General features: G+C 67.4%; 17 protein-coding genes. 4 read left to right on the forward strand and 13 right to left on the reverse strand.

What is annotated here, in order from left to right; all coding sequences use genetic code 11:
- The first annotated feature begins 72 nt into the window (after positions 1-72).
- Both RGI145_RS21440 and RGI145_RS21445 read left to right on the forward strand, forming a co-directional pair.
- Positions 73-1356 (forward strand): NAD(P)/FAD-dependent oxidoreductase, encoded by a 1284-nt coding sequence (locus RGI145_RS21440; protein ID WP_075800553.1) that lies wholly within the window; start codon positions 73-75, stop codon positions 1354-1356.
- Positions 1357-1453: 97 nt separating this feature from the next.
- Positions 1454-1870, forward strand: coding sequence for a hypothetical protein (locus RGI145_RS21445; RefSeq protein ID WP_083671308.1), 417 nt, complete (start codon positions 1454-1456; stop codon positions 1868-1870).
- Between the two features lie 12 nt (positions 1871-1882).
- On the opposite strand, the gene fabG is transcribed toward RGI145_RS21445, so the two are convergent.
- The 12 genes from fabG to RGI145_RS21505 form a co-directional block, all read right to left on the reverse strand.
- Positions 1883-2626 carry a 3-oxoacyl-ACP reductase FabG gene (gene fabG, locus RGI145_RS21450; RefSeq protein ID WP_075800554.1) on the reverse strand — a complete coding sequence of 248 codons (744 nt, stop codon included), beginning with the start codon at positions 2624-2626 and terminating at the stop codon, positions 1883-1885.
- Positions 2623-3066, reverse strand: a complete 444-nt coding sequence (locus RGI145_RS21455) for a hotdog family protein (RefSeq protein WP_075800555.1) — start codon at positions 3064-3066, stop codon at positions 2623-2625. Before RGI145_RS21455 ends, fabG begins: the two co-directional genes overlap by 4 nt.
- Positions 3060-3791: a beta-ketoacyl synthase chain length factor gene (locus tag RGI145_RS21460; RefSeq protein WP_167668391.1), complete on the reverse strand. Its 732-nt coding sequence runs from the start codon at positions 3789-3791 to the stop codon at positions 3060-3062. The genes RGI145_RS21455 and RGI145_RS21460 overlap by 7 nt, the downstream gene beginning before the upstream one ends.
- 73 nt (positions 3792-3864) lie before the next feature.
- A complete protein-coding gene (locus tag RGI145_RS21465; RefSeq protein WP_075800557.1) occupies positions 3865-5076 on the reverse strand; it encodes a beta-ketoacyl-[acyl-carrier-protein] synthase family protein in 1212 nt (403 codons plus the stop codon).
- A gap of 12 nt (positions 5077-5088) precedes the next feature.
- On the reverse strand, positions 5089-7425 hold the full coding sequence (locus RGI145_RS21470) for an MMPL family transporter (protein WP_075800558.1): 2337 nt from the start codon (positions 7423-7425) through the stop codon (positions 5089-5091).
- Positions 7426-7460: 35 nt separating this feature from the next.
- The gene (locus RGI145_RS21475; RefSeq protein ID WP_156878713.1) at positions 7461-8054 is read right to left on the reverse strand and encodes a LolA family protein; all 594 of its coding nucleotides are present in this window, start codon (positions 8052-8054) and stop codon (positions 7461-7463) included.
- Positions 7957-8946 (reverse strand): LpxL/LpxP family acyltransferase, encoded by a 990-nt coding sequence (locus tag RGI145_RS21480; RefSeq protein WP_075800560.1) that lies wholly within the window; start codon positions 8944-8946, stop codon positions 7957-7959. Before RGI145_RS21480 ends, RGI145_RS21475 begins: the two co-directional genes overlap by 98 nt.
- Positions 8943-10679, reverse strand: a complete 1737-nt coding sequence (locus RGI145_RS21485; RefSeq protein ID WP_075800561.1) for an AMP-binding protein — start codon at positions 10677-10679, stop codon at positions 8943-8945. The genes RGI145_RS21480 and RGI145_RS21485 overlap by 4 nt, the downstream gene beginning before the upstream one ends.
- The gene (locus RGI145_RS21490) at positions 10672-11217 is read right to left on the reverse strand and encodes a COG4648 family protein (protein WP_156878715.1); all 546 of its coding nucleotides are present in this window, start codon (positions 11215-11217) and stop codon (positions 10672-10674) included. The genes RGI145_RS21485 and RGI145_RS21490 overlap by 8 nt, the downstream gene beginning before the upstream one ends.
- Positions 11218-11361: 144 nt before the next feature.
- Complete coding sequence (locus RGI145_RS21495) at positions 11362-11649, reverse strand: phosphopantetheine-binding protein (RefSeq protein ID WP_269466560.1); 288 nt, start codon at positions 11647-11649, stop codon at positions 11362-11364.
- A 496-nt stretch (positions 11650-12145) separates the two neighbouring features.
- Positions 12146-12814 (reverse strand): class I SAM-dependent methyltransferase, encoded by a 669-nt coding sequence (locus RGI145_RS21500; protein WP_075800564.1) that lies wholly within the window; start codon positions 12812-12814, stop codon positions 12146-12148.
- Positions 12815-12885: 71 nt separating this feature from the next.
- Positions 12886-13656, reverse strand: coding sequence for a class I SAM-dependent methyltransferase (locus RGI145_RS21505; protein WP_237183318.1), 771 nt, complete (start codon positions 13654-13656; stop codon positions 12886-12888).
- 93 nt (positions 13657-13749) lie between these two features.
- On the opposite strand from RGI145_RS21505, the gene RGI145_RS21510 reads away from it, so the two are divergent.
- Complete coding sequence (locus RGI145_RS21510) at positions 13750-14616, forward strand: lysophospholipid acyltransferase family protein (protein WP_156878716.1); 867 nt, start codon at positions 13750-13752, stop codon at positions 14614-14616.
- Positions 14613-15404: a glycosyltransferase family 2 protein gene (locus RGI145_RS21515; RefSeq protein WP_075800565.1), complete on the forward strand. Its 792-nt coding sequence runs from the start codon at positions 14613-14615 to the stop codon at positions 15402-15404. Before RGI145_RS21510 ends, RGI145_RS21515 begins: the two co-directional genes overlap by 4 nt.
- On the opposite strand, the gene RGI145_RS21520 is transcribed toward RGI145_RS21515, so the two are convergent.
- Positions 15352-16113, reverse strand: a complete 762-nt coding sequence (locus RGI145_RS21520; RefSeq protein WP_208864013.1) for a polysaccharide deacetylase family protein — start codon at positions 16111-16113, stop codon at positions 15352-15354. The two genes, RGI145_RS21515 and RGI145_RS21520, sit on opposite strands and share 53 nt — an antisense overlap.
- Between the last annotated feature and the right edge of the window lie 155 nt (positions 16114-16268).

Here is a 16268-nt window from a genome sequence, read left to right on the forward strand (position 1 = left end):
GTTGACGGCCACCGGCCGGGAAACCCGGGGCGGTTCAGTGCTGCGAGGAACTGGTGCAGAATGAAAACGGCAATGAGCGCGGAGACAGGCTTTCGCTGTCCTGACGTCCTCGTGATTGGCGGTGGCCCGGCGGGCTCCACGGCCGCCGCTTTCCTCGCCAAGGCCAAGCGTCATGTTGTGATGCTGGAAAAAGAGACCCATCCGCGCTTCCACATCGGTGAGAGCTTGCTGCCACGCAACCTGGATATCTTCGAGCGCCTGGGCGTGCTGGATGAGGTGCGGAGCATCGGTGTGCACAAGCCAGGGGCGGAGTTCGTCTCGGACCGTACCGGCCGTAGCGTGGCCTTTCCCTTTGCCCGGGCGCTCAGCAATGATCGCACCCATGCCTGGCAGGTGAAGCGGGCTGAGCTTGACGCCCTGCTCTTCCGGAATGCCGTACGGCTCGGCGCCGACGGCTTGCAGGGCATCCACGTGACCGACATCGAACCGGGGGGAGGTGGACAGCGCCCCACCGTCCGCGCGCGCAACCAGGGCGGCGAGGTGCTGGAATGGAAACCGCGCTACGTGCTCGATGCCTCGGGCCGTGACACCTTTATGGCGACGCGGCTCAAGGTGAAAAACTCTAACAAGTACAACAATACCGCCGCAGTCTACGCGCATTTCGTCGGCGTCTCACGGCGCGAAGGTGAACTGGACGGCTATATCAGCATTCACCTCGCCGAAGACGGATGGTTCTGGCTCATTCCCTTGCCGGGAAATCTCATGAGCGTTGGCTTCGTCGGCAACCAGTCGGCCTGGAAAGGACGGAACGGCACCCCGCGTGAACTATTCCTCCGGCGTATCGCCACCAGCCCGACGGTGTCCGTCCGTGTTGCTGCAGCCGATATGGTTTCGGAGGTCCACAGCACGGGCAACTACAGCTATCGCGCGCAACAGGGGCACGGCGACGGCTTTCTGATGATCGGCGATGCCTATGGCTTCGTCGATCCGATGTTCTCCACCGGTGTGCTGATGGCGATGACAGCCGGAGAACTGGGGGCCCGGGCGGCGGACGTCTGGCTCGATGACCCCACCAGAGGGCAAAAGCTGGCCCGACACACGAACCGCGAGATGGCCCGCGCAATGGACCGGATCAGTTGGCTGATCTATCGCATCAACGACCCGGTGATGCGTTCGCTCTTCATGGCCCCGCGGAATACCTTCTGGATGCGGGACGGGATCATCAACATGCTGGCGGGGAACCTGCGTGGCGATCCACGCGCGGTGCTGCCGATCCTCTCCTTCAAGATGGTTTTCCACATCCTCTCAGCCCTGCACAAGCGTGGGTTGGGCCCCGAGATGCCGGAACGGGCCTGAGCCGCTTGTCCGGGGCGCTCCGCCCGGATGGAATGCCAGGGCTTTGCAGGCAGATGAGCGCTGGGCAATATCCGCTCCGCTGGAGGAGGCGGCGGTCATGTCAGAATCGATTATCCCGGTGCGCCGGCAGGCCCTTCGGATCGGCGCCAGGGCGATGGCGGCGGTGCTTTGCACATCGTTCCTGGCGGCCTGCAACCGGACTGCCCCAATCTACAATGCCGAGCACGTGGATTTCATCGGATCGGCGCCATTGCCGACACGGACAGTGCAGATCCAGCGCGCCGCCGCCTCGCTTGGCTGGGTCGCGGAGCCGCAGGGGCCAGGAGTGGTCCGCGCCGCGCTGAACCTGCGCAGCCACCAGGTGACGGCGGCCATCACCTACGATCCACGGCAGTTCTCGATCACCTATCTGTCGAGCGCCAACCTGCTCTATGACGGCACCCACATCCACCGGAACTACAACAGTTGGATCGCCAATCTCCGCGATAAGATCGTCGAGGAATCGGGGCGTTGAACCGGCCCGGGCTCAAGCCATCCCGCCATTGATGGAGATGACCTGCCCGGTGATATAAGCCGCCCGGTCCGAAGCCAGGAAGCCCACCAGTTCCGCGACCTCATCCGGTCGTCCAGCACGCCGGGCGGGCACCAGCGCGCTGATCTGCTCCGGCGTTATTGCCGCGGCCACGGCGGGGCTTTCGATGATCCCGGGGGCCACCGCATTGGCGGTGACGCCGCGCCCGGCATATTCCAGCGACAGGCTTCGCACCGCACCGATCAGTCCGGCCTTGGCCGCGGCGTAGTTCGCCTGGCCACGATTGCCCATCAGGGCGGAGATCGAGGAAAGGGCGATGATCCGCCCCCAGCGCGTCCCGATCATCGGCAGCAGCAGCGGCTGCAACACATGAAAGAAGCCGTTCAGGGAAACATCGATGACCCGGTGCCACTGATCGGCCGACATGCCGGCCATGGGCACGTCTTCATGCCGTCCGGCATTATGGACCAGGATCTGCACAGGGCCGTCCCGCAGCAGGGCCGCGATGCCCTCGCCGGTGGCTTTGGCATCGGCAAGGTCGAAGACGGCAGGCTGGGCCATCCCGCCCGCGGCACGGATGGCAGCAGCAACCTCTTCGGCCCGGTCGGGGTTGGCATGGGCATGCACGATGACGGCGAAGCCCTCCGCGGCAAGACGGCGTGAGATCGCCTGGCCGATCGGGCTCGCGCCGCCTGTCACCAGGGCCCGCCGCCTTGGTGCCTCCTGCGGCCCGCTCACGGAGTGGACTCAGGAAGAATGACCGCAGCCTGTCCGGCAACCAGTTCCTTCCCTGCCGAAAGCAGGGCGAAGCCATAGACGAAGGATCGCTGGTTGCGCATCAGCACATCGGCTGTGACCAGCAGGCGACCCGGAATGTCGTCCAACCGCTCCACGGACAGTGAGATCCCACGCAGGCTGGCGAGATAGCCCGCCCGCTGCGCACCATTGCCCTCTGTCAGGGCACCATGCAGCGCCATCGCCTGAAGCGCATATTCCAGCCCGCAGATCGCTGGAAGCAGGCCGTCGCGCCGGAGCGGGTTCTCCGAGCTTGCTTGAGAAACGGCGGAACACCGGATGCTGGTCCCGCTCCACGCCTCCGCCCGGTCCAGCAGGCACATCGTTCCGGCATGCGGCACCAGCCTTGCAATGGCGGCACCCGTCAGCGGCGGCTTCAGCATGGCTCCACCGACAATCTGAGCGAGCCGCCATCCAGCAAGTCGAAATCCAGCACCACGACCCGCCCTGCCGCCAGGGCTTCCAGCAGAGGCAGAGCACATGCGATGGGATTGCTGCCGGCGAGAGCACGGGACACGGGACCGGCCGGCCAGGATTTTCCCGCCTGCCTCTGCCCCGGCAGCATATGCAGGTGGAAACCATGACCATGCCCGGTTGACGCCCCGGGGATCAGGACCATCGCCACGGCGAGCGCATGCTCCACGGGCCGCCGTTCGGCCAGCGGGGGCGGCAGAGGCGCGTCGTAGGCACAGAACAACACCGGTTCGCCAGTGGTTGTGGCCCATAGGCCCGCCTGCATCAGGCCGACCGGGAAACTGTCATCATGGCAGCCCAGACTCACCGAGGAACGGGTCGAGCCGGTCGCAATCCCCCAGTAGCCCGCGGCGGCGTTATGAACCGAGTTGTGGAACTGCGTGGGCGACACCACGCCATCCGGCCGCGACAAGGCTTCCAGGATACCGCCAACCACGGTTCCGTCACCATTGGAACTGGCGAAGACCGTGTCCAGCCCATCCGGAGGCAACCCGGAATCCGCCGCCGCCGCAGTAGCAGCGGCCAGGGCCAGGCGCACGGAGGCGCTGGTGCGGCGCCGCTCGGTGGGCGGCAGGATGGCGGGCGGCGGCAGGTCCAGCGCCGCTGATACCCAGGCGGCCTCGCCGGTGAGCATGGGACGGCTCTCCGCCCATCCGGGAAGGCCCGGACCGATCAAGGCAAGGCCCGCGATCCGGCAATGCAATCCCTCAGGCATCGTACCGCCCCAGCAGGAGGGCGCAGTTGCTGCCACCGAAGCCGAAGGAGTTGCTGAGCACATGGCCGAGCGGCCTGTAGTCATTCGCCGTCGCGACCCGCGCACCGAAAGACGGATCGACCGGCTCCACGCCGAGGCAACCCGGGATGAACCCGTCTTCCAGGCAGATCGCCGCGATGACGGCCTCCAGCGCCCCGGACGCCCCGAGCGTATGCCCGGTCCAGCCCTTGGTGGAGGAACACGGCACCCGGGCTCCGAACAAGCGCATCACGGCGCGGTCCTCCATGGCATCATTGGCCTTCGTGCCAGTGCCATGCAGATTGATGTAATCCACAGCCTCCGGCGTCAGCCCCGCGGAAGCCAGGGCGGCGCGCATGGCCGCCACGGCGCCGAGCCCTTCCGGATGGGGTGAGGACATGTGATGCCCGTCGCTGCTTGCCCCGGCACCCAGAAGGCGCGTTGCCCCGAGTGGCGCGTCCGCCACACGCTCCAGCAGGGCGAAGCCCGCCGCCTCCCCGATGGTGATGCCGTCACGGTCGGCCGCGCAGGGCCGGCAGGGACCACGCGCGAGCAGTTCCAGCGAAGCGAAGCCGCGCAGCGTCATCCGGCAAAGCGTGTCCACCCCCCCGACCACCGCGGCGTCACAGAGGCCGCTCGCGATCATCACCGCCCCTTCCAGAAAGGACCTTGCTCCCGAGGTACAGGCGGTGGAGATGGCCAAGGCAGGGCCGCCCGTCAGCTCGAGGCGCGCACGGACATAGCGAGGCAGCGCGTAGAGGTCATGCGAACCGGCATAATCGAAATCGGCAGGGAGCCGGTTCTCGGCATCGCGTCGCTGGTAGGCCTGCTCGGTCGCCTCGATGCCCGAGGTGCTGGTGCCGAGGACCACCGCGATCCTTCCGGCTCCATACCGCGACCGGGCCGCTGACACGGCATCGGCAAACCCGTCACCCTGGAGCGCCAGCTCGGCCAGCCGGTTGTTGCGGCAGTCGAACCGCTGCAACGCTTCGGGCAGCGCGACATCCTCCAGCCCCGGGACCGCCCCGACCCAGAGACCGGGCATCTCCGGGATCATCCCTGCCGGGACGGGGTGCAGTCCGCTGCGGCGTTCCAGCAGGGCGGCCCGGGTCGCGCCGAGCCCTCTTCCCATGGCGCTCGTGGCAGTCAGGGCGGACAGGCTCAGGGGAGGAAGGACAAAGGTCATGTGCGGAGAATCTTAAGCCTGGGCGTCCTGGCGGGGCTGGTGCCCCGGTGCCATGGCCAGCGAGAAGAGGAAGGCGCCGATCACTCCCAGGGACACGGTCAGGCCGATGCCACGCAGCACGGGGGTCTGGCAGAAACCCAAGAGCCCGAAGGTCAGCAGGGTGGTCAGGGTGCAGTTCAGGACGGATCCCAGGACACGGCTGGCCTCAGACGGGGAGTGAATATCGGAACGACCAAGGAACAACGAATAGTCCATTCCAACCCCCGCGAGCAACAGCAGGGCCGCGAGGTGGAAGGGGTTGAGACGCTCGCCCAGCACGGGCAGCAGCGTCAGGGTGACGAGCAACGCCGCCAGCACCGGGGCCGCCGCGCGTGCCATTGCCGCGACGCCAACCCGCCCCGGCTCTTCCCGCAAGCCGATGGCCAGCAACAGCAGGACGCCGATCCCGCCCAGTCCCGCCCAGCGCAGGGCCTGCCCGGTCGTCGTGGCGACCATTCCTTCCATCTCGGCCTTTACCACCACCGGTAGGATGGCGGGATCGCCAAGCTCCGCCATGGCCTGGCGGAAGGCCGCGGCATCCTGGAGGCCGCTTGGTATGACCAGCCCCTGCCATCCGGCGCCATGACGGCTGAGCAAGGGGCCCAGACGCGCCTTCAGGAGTGGCGCCCGGTCGAGCGCGTCAGGCTGCAGGGGCGCCAACCCGCGGCTCTCCCGCACGGCTTCCGTGAAGCGGTCGAAGGCGGTCGGGCGGAAGGGCAGGCCCATCATGGCGGTGGCGAGACGCGCCCGGAGCGCATCCTCGGATGGCAGGACAGCCTGCCGCCGGCCCTGGGTCGCCATGCTGGGAAGATAGCGGGCCGGGCTGTCGAAGCCACCCAGGCGGCCGTCGCTCACGAGCGGTGCGAGGACCGCACCGACCTGCTCCGCCTTGCGCAGCACGGTTTCCGCATCCGGACCATGGATGGCCACCAGCGTGCTGACATCGGGTGCGCCGAGCTGGGCGCGAAGCTCGGCATCCAGGTCCCGCTGTGCCTGGGGGACAGGGCTCAGCCTGGACAGGTCATCCTCCCAGGCAATGCCTCGGAACGACAGAGCGCCCAGGGCCGCGAGTGCCAGCAACACCACGATCCCGCGCCGGCCTCGCACCCGCTCCAGCCCTCTGAGCACCGGAACGGACAGTGGCCGCGCCACGATCCGGGCCTCCGGGACCAACAGGGGCAGCAGCCAGATCGTGGTCGCGGCCCCGACCAGAAGGCCCACCCCGCCGAAGAGGCCGAGCTGTGCAAGGCCCGCGAAGCCGGACCCGATCATCGCTGTCAGGCCCAGGGCGGCGGACAGGGCGGCGAGGCCCAGGGTCGACCGGATCCGCCGCGCCGTTTCCGCGAGATGCTCTCCGGGGCGGCGCTGGCTGATGAGGAGGATCGGATAGTCCACCGTGACCCCGAGCATCGTCATGCCGAAGCCCAGCGCCGCGCCATGAACCGCGCCGAACACCAGGGCCACCATCGCGAAGCCGGCCAGCGTCCCGGCGGCGAGAGGCAGAGCCACGACGGCCAGCATCAGCAGCGAGCGGTAGCGCCACCAGATCAGCGCGGTCACCAGCAGGCCGGAGAGCCAGGTGATCATCTCGACATCCGCGCGCACCGCCGCCGCGGCCTCAGCGCTGAATACGGCCGGGCCGCTGACCAGCAACCGGGCCCCGGCCGCCGGCGTCGCCGCCGCGAAGGCATCCCGGAAGAGCTGCATGACCTGCCTCTGCGCCTCCACATCCAGGCCGGAGGCGGCTGTGCGAGCAACGATCAGGGCGCGGGGCGGCCCGCTTCCCCCGGCAAACCAGACTCCGTGGCGCAGTTCCACCCGGCTTTCGCCCAGCCAGGATTGCAGCAGTGCGAAGAAGGCTCCAACCGGATCCGCGAATCCGAAGCGGGCCAGGAGCGGCGAGGCGGAGGAGCGCAGGCCATCGATCAGGGCTTCCAGCTTCTGCCGCAACACGGGTTCGGTGAAGAGCTCCGGCGTCATGGCCGGAGAAAGCAGGTAGCGGTAGCGAAAGAGCAATTCCCGCTCGCCGTCGCCCAGATCCAGTGCCCCATTGCCGACGAAGGTGAAACGCCCCGATCCCCGCAAGGCCTCGCCCACCGCCCGGCTGAGCTTGGCCAGTTCTTCCTCCGGGGCGCCCTGGATGCCGGCCAGGATCACCGTCGTGGCGACACCGCTCCGCAGTTCGTCGAGCAGGAAGGCAGCGGCAGGCGTATCGGGGGGCGGAAGGAAGTCCGCCATCTCGCTGCGCAGCGGCACGGCGCGGAAGAGGCCTGTTCCGATCAGTGCGAGAAGGAACAGCGCCAGCAGCAAACGCCACGGGCCCGCAGGCGAGGACGGAGGCGGCATCACGAAGCAGGCGTGATCCGCATCTGCGTCTCGCCTTCGCTGGCCCGGATGTCCAGGGTGCGGATGGCGGTCCCCTGGCCCGTCAGTTCCACCGACTGCACCGCCACGCGCAAGCGCTCGGTCAGCGGGGTCAGCCGCATCCGCCAACCCTCGCGAAGCGAACCCTCGAAGGCAATGTCGTAATAGCGGCGCAGCGTCGCGAGGTCCCCGGCCAGGGGGGCACGGATGATTTCCACCAGCGGACGGATGTCCGGCGACTGGTCCAGGCTGATTTCCCGGCGCACCCCTTCGCGCGGCCGTTCCAGCAGCAACCGGTCCCCCTCGATCCGCAGGATTTCCTCGACCGGATCGAGCGTGTGCTTCTCCAGCCGGTCAGGGGCCACCCAGTGCAGTGTTCCGGTACTCGGGAAGGGCATCGCCAGTTCGGGCATGGCCTTCTGCTCCTGGAAATCGGCACGGCTTTCCCGGACCTGGGCCATGGCCCGCATCATCGCCTCAAGCGGCGTCTCCGCCCGCCCCCCGCTTGTGCCCAGGGCCCACAGGGCTATCGGCAGCAGGCGGAGCATGGTGCGGCGGGTCGTGAGCGTCTTCATGAACCTCCGGACGTTTCCAGAAATCGTAGAAATTGAACCAGTTATAGGGGTGGCGCCGCGCCATGTCCTCCAGCCGTGTCACATAACGGCCCATGACAGTTTCGAGATCGGCCTGACGGTTCTGCCGATCCGGTGCGATCTGATCGGCGAAGGGTTCGAAGCGGATCTCGTAACGACGGGCGCCATGCCAGAGGCCGAAGGCCAGCATGACCGGCGCCCGGAGCACAGCCGCCAGGGCATGCGGCCCGACAGGAAAGCCCGCCGGCTGGCCCAGAAAGGAATGATAGGAAAGCCGCGCACCCTCCGGTCCGCGATCCGCCAGGATCCCGAGGAGTCCTCCCCGTTCCAGGCATTCCTTCGCGCGCAGCATCGCATCAGGCCGTCCCAGTGGAACCACCGTCGCCATATGCTGCGGAGCCACCGTTTCGAAGAAAGCCGTTGCCCGGGCGGCGTGATCGGCCTGCATCAGCGCTAGCACCTCCACCGGGCATCCCTGGTCGGCCAGGCTGCGCATCGCTTCGAAGCTGCCGAGATGCGCGCCGAGCAGGATGCAACCGCGCTTCTCGGCGATCAGGGCCTGGAGGTGCTCCAGCCCCGTGACGCGGAACTCGTAGCCGGCGGTCTGGCCTCGCAACAGATAGAGCCGGTCCAGAAAAGTGGAGCAGAACGCGAAGTACTGCCGGTACAGGTCGCGCCAGCCTGCCCGCCGACCCAGGGCGCGGCTCAGGAACACCCGTGATGCTGTCCAGCGTTGGGGTGCGGACAGAAGGAAATAGGCGGTAACGGGATAGAGCAGGAACTGGGCTACCCCGCCGCCCAGATGATCCACGATCCAGACCATCAGGCGCAGCGCACCGGCGCTGCCCCGTTCCGCCTGCCGTTCCCAGGTCAAGCGGCAGTGGTCCCCGCCTGCTCGATCTCGCCGGACAGGAGGAGCACATCGCCGCGATGGCACTCGAAGGTGAAGCGGCCCACCCGCCCGGGTACCGGACGCCAGGTGATGCGCACGGTTTCCTCCGCGAAGACGGGCTGCATGAACTTTGCCCGGTGCACGCGGCGCACGCCGCCATGTCCCGCTTGTCGCACAGCAGCGAGAACACCATCCAGCAGGACCACGCCGGGCACCAGGGGCTGTCCGGGGAAGTGCCCCGGCAGACAGGGATGTGAAGCGGGCACCATGAAATGGGCCGTACCCCCATCCGCCTTGTTCCGGGCCTGCCCTGCTGCGTGACGGCCAGGAGGAGCCAGGGCCGCATTCTCCCGGCCGAGACGCTCAAGGGCCTGTCGCGACAGTTTGCCGAATTCATTGCGGGGCAACGCAGGGAGCATCACGACCCGCCGGGGCAGGAAGACCGGGTCCAGCCTCTCGCGCAAGGCATCCAGGATTTCCCCCGCCTCCAGATCCGGGGCGACGGCATAGACCGCCAAGCGGGCGCGGGGGTTCTGGTCCAGATCCTCCGGGGCGACGAAGACACCGTCCTCGACCCCCTCGATCGTGGTGAGGACATGGTTGAGGGCAGTGAGGGACGTCCGCTTGCCGCCGAGCTTGACCATGTCCGCACGACGCCCGAGCAGGCGGAAGCGGCCATCGGCATCCTGCTCGATCGCATCGGCGAGCGGCACGGCAGCCATCATGCCTGGGACCAGGACCTCGACGCCGTCATCCTTCGCCGGGCGAAAGCGGGTTCCGCGATAGAGCCGCCATTCCGGTCCGTCGAGGGTGCGGCGGCTGGCGATCGAGCCGACCTCGGTGGCCCCGTAGATCTCGAGAACCCGGGTGTTCCAGGCGCGCTCGGCGGCCTCGGCCAGTTCCGCGGCAAGCGGAGCGGTGGCGGAAATCACGCCTTCCAGTGCCGGCATGGAGACACCGGAAGCCACCAGGGCCCGCATCTGCAGCGGCGTGGTGACCAGGATGCGGCGGCCGGGTGCTTGCCGGAGAGCCTCGGCCACCTCGACCGGATAGAAGTTCGGGCCCGCATGGCTCGTGCTGGCGGCGTGCAGCGGCTGCATGATCGTGGTCTCGAAACCGTACATGTGCTGTGGCGGCACCGTCGCGATCAGTGTGACAGGCCCGCTGCCTTCCCGGTCCTTCAACCCGAAGCATTCCCCGGCCGCCCGCGCGCAGGCGACGAGGGCACCCCAGGGCTTCGGATGGGCGGTAGGGCGCCCCGTGCTCCCGGAGGTGAAGCCGATCACCGCGATGCGACCCAGCGGGATCTCCGGGTTGGGACCAGTGTCGCCCCGGGCTTCCGGATGCACCAGCAAGGCGGACGGGTGTCGGTCGTCCCCCGGATCGGCCAGGACGCAGAGGCCGGGATACTCGGCCGCCAGCTCGGCGCAGCGATGCGCGGACCGGTCGCTGGAGAGGAGCATGACCTGGCCGCGACTCAGTGCCGCCGCGAAGCCGAGGAGGGCGTTGTAGCGGTCCTCGCACAGGTTCAGGACATGGCTCCGTTCCGGCAGCCGCGCGGCCAGCGCCGCGACATCCGCCAGGAAACGGCCACAGGTCACCGGTCCTTCCGGACGGCGGAAGACGATATCCGTCGTTGCCCGGCTGGTCAGTGGCGCCGTATTCCGCCCGTCATTCCAGGCATTGGGCGACCAGTCCGCACCGAGATCAGGCATGGGCACGACTGGAAGAGGATGAGCGGATCTCAGCCAGGATGGCCCGCATCGTTCGCCAGGGCGTGGCACGGCCATGCTGTGGCAGGACGCGGCCGCGGATCCAGTGCTCTCCCAGGAACAGGAGCAGGAGCGCCAAAGGGGTCACCGTCGCGAGCGGCCAGTCATGGAGGCCGAGCAGCATCCATTGCAGCAGGTGCAGCAGCACCAGTACGGCGAAGACGCTGCCCCAGAGGAAGGTCAGTCCCCGGGTATAGGACACGCAGTCTGTGGGCAGGCCGCCAAGATCATGGCGCGTGTAGCGGGCGATCAGCGGCTCCTTCCCGGAACGCAGTGTCGTCCAGAAGCACGCGCAAAGGGTGGCATAGCCGAGGACCGGCAGAAGGTGCCGTGCCAACTGGGCCAGTTCGGGAAGGATCAGGAGCGGCAGGAAGGCCAGGATTGCCAGGAACCATCCCCCAACCTGCCTCCTCCAAAGGCGTGTACCAAGTGCGAAGGCCAGGCTTCCTGCCCCGGCGGCGGTGGCGGCGTCCCACGCCACACCCGGTCCACCCAGGACCAGAGCGAGTGGAACTGCGCACCAGAGCACGACTGGAAGAGAGGCCGCAGCTGGAAAGCTGCTCCGGAAGGCCGTGGCCGGGATCGGAAGCGGCCCCCTGGCTCCCTGTACGGGAGGCGTCATGGCCTAGCGTGTCCGGTTTTGCTGGATATAGGCCGTCAGGTGACGCAGTGAGGCGAAGATCTGATGGTTGCGCTCGTCGTCCGAGCGCAGCTGACAGCCGTAACGCTGGGAAATCGCCAGGGCTATTTCCAGAGCATCGATGGAATCCAGGCCTAGCCCTGTTCTGAACAGGGGGGCTTCCGGATCGATGTCCTCGGCGGACATCTCCAGATGGAGTGCCTCGACGATCAGTGCCGCCACCTCGGACTCCATGGTCACTGTCGAATCCACGACGGCCTCTCTCCCCAACACCGCAAACCAAGGAACAAGAGAGGTTAGCGGGCCGGAACCATCCCTGAAACTGACTTATAATTCAACCACCTCACCGTGTTCGCGGCTTCGTTGTGTGCTTTTTCGCACACAGTGTAACATCGGCCGAAAGGACCAGCGGAGGATGCGGCCGTCCGCTCGGAGCGGTAGAACGACCAGGACAGGCCCAGAGCCAGGCTGAAATTCCAGTCGCGCCTGAACAGAGGATTCTCGCCGTTGGCTGCGCCGTGGAAGGTCTCCACCCGGCTGCCCCGAACACCCTGGTCGTCACTGCGAAGGATCTCCCCACGGTAGATGGCGTAGGGAAAGGGGATTCCTTGGAAGTGGTTCAGCCCGGCCGCCGGATAGTCCGGCACCCCGCCCGCCCCATCGCCGATCCCAACCTCGAAAACAGGTAGGCGAACATCTTGGGCTGACGCGGGAACTGTGACGGAGATGGTGGCCCAGAGCAGGATGGGCAGGAGAGGGAGACACCGGCTCAAGCGGAACTTTCCGCATGCAGGAGGACATTGGGGAGAGGGGTTCCGGCCCAGCAGGGGGCGATCGTGACGCGAAAACCCCGGGCTTCCAGAGGGGCTGCCAGACTCGCGAGAGGTAAGGGGCGGATGCTCCGACCATGATCGCCACGCATGATCCGGTTCAGGAATTCCATCGCGAAGCCCATGTGGCTGCGCCAGCTGAGGTCCGGATCGAATGCACGGATGACGATGCGCCGACGCGCAGCCAGAGCCATCGCTTCGAGGAGACGGCGTTGCGCGGGTTCCGGCATCTGGTAGAGCACATCCACGGCCAGCACCGTATCGCAGTCGGGCAGGGAAGCCGAGGTGGCGAGATCCACCTGCTGGAAGCAGGCTGGCAGGGCTGGCTCCCCGCGCTGGTGGCCGGCGGCGCGACCAGCCTCTTCGAGCTTGCGCCGGTCCTGATCCAGTCCGATCGCCTCGGTTGCCAGTCCCGCCTGCAACAAGGTGACGGAAAACTGCCCCAGGCCGCAGCCAAGATCGACCACCCTGCCGAAGCCGCCACAGCGCACCGCCAGGGCCATGATCGCGGCGGTCGCCGGATCGCGTCGCAGTTTGGAAGCCACGTAGTGCCGGGGAAAGCGCGAGGCGCCGGCATAGCGGGCAGCGATCCTGGGGATCAGCGCCATGAGCCCGGGCGGTGCGCTGCCTGGCTGGCCGTGCCCGGCGTGGTCAGGGCGGATGGGGCGCACCAGCCAGCTCAGACGGGCCGCTGCGCGATGTAGGAGCGGAACAGACCAAGCGCTGTCTCGCAACGGACCTTGGCGAAGCCACCGTCATGCAGGTGCGAAAGGATGCGCTCCGCCGGCACGCAGGCGTCAATCGTCTCCCAGTAATATTCCATGAGCGTCCCCGATCGCCGGCCCGGTACCGCCAGCCTGCACAGGAAGGGTACTATCCCACCCAGATAGGCCCGCGCCGCCCACCGGGCGAGAGGACGGTCGGGCCGACCGATCTCCAGTAGCACCAGGGTCCCGCCAGGCCGAAGCACGCGGCGGAATTCGGCGAAGGTGATGGCAAGGTCCGACACATGGCGCAGGGCATAGCCCATGCTGAGGAAATCCATGCTCTCCGAGGCAAGAGGCAAGGCCTCCGCGCGGCCCTGGACGAGAGGGGAAGACAGGGAACGCCGCGCCTCGGCCAACATGCCCGCGCTCGGGTCCAGGCCGACCACCCTGGCCGCATCCCCGGTCACCGCCGCGGCGGCCCTGGCGGTCAAGCCGGTCCCGACGGCGACGTCCAGGACACGGTCGCCCCGCCCGAGCCCGGCGCGGCGGAGCGCGTGGCGACGGTACCACTCGCCCGTGCCAAGCGAGAAGACCGTATTGATGCGGTCATATTGCCCGGCCGTATCGTCGAAGAGCTGCCGTACGAAGGCCGCGCGCTGGCTGTCCTCCGTATAGTAGCGGGACATGGTCGGATGCGGCGCCTCGCCCGTCGCGGTGGACATGTCCTTCAACGTGGCCCCCATCTATCGCATGCCTGCGGTTGAGACAGCGATAGACCAGTTCAGGCTGCATCGGCTAGAGGTGCCGCATTGGGGAGAAGCGTAGCGTCTGCGGGGATGAAGAACACCGATCCTTACGGAACGAAGGCTATTCCTTCCGACCGCCCTGAAGCGCGGTATGGCGATGATGCTCGCGGCCCACGGCCGGCCACGAAGGAGCGCCTCTGGGGTCGCCACGTTCCGGGGCTGCTGCGCCGCTGGGCAGAAGGGCTGACGTTCTACCTCATGCTTGTCATCTTCGCGCTGCTGAGCCTGGCCTGGAGCTTGCCGGCGGCCTTGCTTCATCGCCTGCTGCCCGAGCGGTGGGGACAACCCCTGGGCCGGAAGGGAATCTCGAACGGCTTCCGCTTCTATCTTTGGCTGATGCGAACCACCGGCATGCTGCGCTGCGATCTCTCGGCCCTGGACGCGCTGCGCGACGAGGGCAGGTTGGTCCTGGCGCCCAACCATCCCTCGTTGCTGGATGCTGTCCTGATCGTGTCCCGCCTGCCACGTGCCATCTGCATTACCAAGCCGGCGATCTGGGACAATCCACTCCTCGGCGGCGGCGCGCGCCTCGCCGGCTACATCCGGAACGATTCAGTGCGGCCCATGATCCGGTCTTCGGCTGCCGCGCTTGCCGGAGGGCAGCAGTTGCTGATCTTCCCGGAAGGGACGCGCACGGCGCATCCGCCCCTGGATCCAATCACCCGCTCCTTTGCCTTGATCGCGCGCGAGGCCGGTGCTCCGGTGCAGACGATCCTGATCGAGTGCGACAGCCCCTATCTGCGCAAGGGCTGGCCCGTGCTGCGCAAGCCGGCGCTGCCGCTCCGCTATCGCCTCCGCCTTGGCCGGCGCTTCGATTCGGACGAGAGCGCCGCGACGTTGAGTCGTGACATGGAGGCGCATCTGCGCGACAGCCTCCGATCTGCCGAAACGCCATGACATCAGGCTCCCGAACACACCTCGTCCTGATCCCGTCCTACAACAGCGGACCCGTGGTGCTGGAAACGGTGCGGGCGGCACGGGCGCACTGGAACCCCGTCTGGGTGGTGGTGGACGGCAGCGACGACGGGACCGGTCCCTTGCTGCAGGACATGGCCCGGCGCGATCCGGGACTGCGCGTGATCCTGCGCCCCCGCAACGGCGGCAAGGGTGCCGCGATCCTGGATGGGCTGGAACAGGCCATGTCGGCCGGATTCACCCACGCTCTGGCGATGGATGCCGACGGGCAGCACCCGGCGGGGAGCATTCCGGATTTCATGGCGGCATCACGACGGCAGCCAGAAGCGATGATCCTGGGCCTGCCGCAATTCGGCCCCGAAGCGCCGCTGGTGCGCGTGAAAGGGCGGCGGATCTCGAACTTCTGGACAAATCTGGAGACCCTTTGGCGCGGCATCGGGGATTCTCTATGCGGCTTCCGTGTCTATCCCATCGCGCCACTCGCCTCGTTGATGCGGCGACAGATCTGGATGCGGCGCTATGATTTCGATGCGGAAGCATCGGTGCGATTGTGCTGGGTCGGAGTGGCGCCGGTGAACCTGCCTATCCCCGTGCGCTACCTGAAACCTGAGGAAGGCGGGATTTCGCATTTCCGCTATGGACGCGACAACTTGCTGCTGACCTGGATGCATCTGCGCCTGATGCTCGGTTTCCTGTTCCGTCTGCCGCGCCTGCTGCTCACGTCCCGTTCTGTGCCGCGCCCAACGCCTCAGGCAGGGACACGCTCCTGAGGCCTTTTGCCGTGAGTTCGCGCAGCAGCGGACCGAGCATTTCGAGAACGGCAGTTTGGCCATGCCGCTGCCGACCGTCATGCAGAAGGAGGATATCGCCGGCCCTGGTGTCCGCGAAGCGCTTCAGGACCCGGTCGGCGCTCCGCACCAAGCCGTCGGCTCCGCGATGTGTCCAGGAGACATGGAGTAGGCCGGTCGGGTCCAGGGCGGGATAGAGCAGGGGACTGCGCAACCCCAGTGGTGCACGGAAATAGCGCGGGTCGCCGCCGGCCTCGCGGATGGCTTCCTGTGCCATCAGGATCTCGCGCCTATGAGCCATGGGCCCCCGCGCCGCCAGGAAGAGGGGATGGCTGAATGTATGATTTTCGACGCTATGGCCGCGCAACCGGATCTCGCGAATCAATGCGGGGCAGCGCCGGGCCTCGCGTCCGATCACGAAAAAGGAAGCATGGGCGCCGGCCTCGTCCAGTAGGTCGAGCACCCGAGGGGTCACTTCGGGATCCGGCCCATCATCGAAGGTAAGGGCGACCTCGCCCCTGATCCGGCTGGCTGGAGGAAGTCGCCATAGATTGCGGCCCAGCATCCTCGAGCGTGGATGCATGCCGAGCAAGCCGAGCGCAGCGTGATTGGCCACGAGGCCCTGCAGCAGCCAGGACCAGTGCTGGGGTGCAACGGCAAGGCTGGTGATCGCCGCCCCATGCAGCAGCATGGAGGCAAGGATCGCCGGAGGAGGGTGCCAATGGCCCAGCATCTCATGCCCGCACCATCTTGATGCTCGGCTCGGAAGAGACCGTGTTCCGTGCCCGGGAACTCCTTCGGCGGGAACCGGTGGCCGCTGCAGGCTGGTCAAGGAAAGGCTTTGGT

This window comes from Roseomonas gilardii (assembly GCF_001941945.1).
In the GTDB taxonomy this organism is placed as follows: domain Bacteria; phylum Pseudomonadota; class Alphaproteobacteria; order Acetobacterales; family Acetobacteraceae; genus Roseomonas.